1 protein-coding gene and 1 pseudogene are annotated in these 1,347 nt (G+C 75.4%); both read left to right on the top strand.

Annotated features, from left to right (window positions below; genetic code table 11):
* A pseudogene (locus tag VB737_RS07045) lies at positions 1-439 on the top strand (amidohydrolase family protein); the annotation flags it as partial.
* On the top strand, positions 432-1,347 hold a 916-nt coding region (locus VB737_RS07050; RefSeq protein ID WP_500312212.1), incomplete at its 3' end, for an FAD-binding oxidoreductase. The pseudogene VB737_RS07045 and the gene VB737_RS07050, both read left to right, overlap by 8 nt.

Raw genomic sequence — 1,347 nt, forward strand, 5'->3', positions numbered from 1 at the left:
GCCCACCACCAATCTCTGGCTGCTGGGCAAGCACCACCGCCGCACGCCGTCCCTGCGGCCCCAGGCCCCGATCCGCCCGCTGCAGGAGGCCGGGGTGACCGTGGCCGTGGGGGGCGACAACGTCCAGGATCCCTGGTTCCCGGGGGGGGATTTCGATCCCATCGCCCTGCTGCGCTTCAGCCTGGCCTCGAGCCACCTGATGCCCTGGCGCCGCCTGGGGCTCAGTCCCTTCAGCACCGCGGCGGCCCAGCTGCTGGGCCTGGAGTGGGACGGGGTGCTGCGGGAAGGGGCCCCGGCCGATCTCCTCGTGCTGGGGGCCACCTCCTGGACCGAGCTGCTGGCCCGCCCCCCCCGGCGGCGGGTGCTGCGGGCCGGTCGCTGGCTGGAGCCTCCCCCCTGCGAAGAACCGTCCCCACTCCTGGCCGCCTGCCATGCCTGACATCACCTTCCCGGGGAGCGTCCCCGCACCGGCCGATCCGGAACGGATCGGGGCCCTGGCGGCGGAACTGGCTGCCAGCCCGCTGGGCCTGACGCCGATCCTCGCCCCCGCCGAACTCGGCCGGCTCTCGGCCGACTTCCACGACTATTCCCCCGTGCTGGAGGCCCTGCTCAAGGGCCGCCGGGCCCAGCTGGCGGTGAAGGTGCAGCGCGTGGAGCAGGTGATGGCGGTGGCCGGGGCCTGCGCCCGCCACCGGGTGCCGCTGACGGTCCGGGGTGCCGGCACCGGCAACTACGGCCAGTGCGTGCCCCTGGCCGGGGGCCTGGTGCTCGACATCGGCGGCCTCAACCGGCTGCGGTCGCTGGACCCGGACAGCGGCGTGCTGGAGGCGGAGTCCGGTTGCATCCTGGCCCAGCTGGATGGCCAGCTGGCGGCCCACGGCCGGGCCTTGCGGCTGGCGCCCAGCACCTACCGCAGCGCCACCCTCGGGGGCTTCATCGCCGGCGGATCGGGCGGCCTGGGGTCCCTGCGCTGGGGATTCCTGCGCGATCCGGGCCACCTGCTGGGGCTGGAGGTGGTGACGCTGGAGGCCGAGCCGCGGCTGCTGCGACTCGACGCCGCCGCCAGCGCCCCCCTCAACCACGCCTACGGCACCAACGGGATCCTCACCGCCCTGCGGCTGGCCAGCACCGAAGCGGTGGCCTGGGAGCAGCTGGTGGTGGGGTTCGGCCGCTGGGAGGAGGCCCTGGAGGCCGCCAGGGATCTACCCACCACCGCCCTGCTGTTCAACGCCCTCTGCCTCCTGGAGGCCCCGGTGGCGGCGGCCATGCCCTGGCCCGCCGGTTGCCCCGCCGCCGCTTCCGGCGAGCACCGGCTGCTGCTGCACGCCGCCCCCGACAGCCTGGAGG

The organism is Synechococcus sp. BA-120 BA3 (assembly GCF_034931285.1).
In the GTDB taxonomy this organism is placed as follows: Bacteria; Cyanobacteriota; Cyanobacteriia; order PCC-6307; family Cyanobiaceae; genus Cyanobium.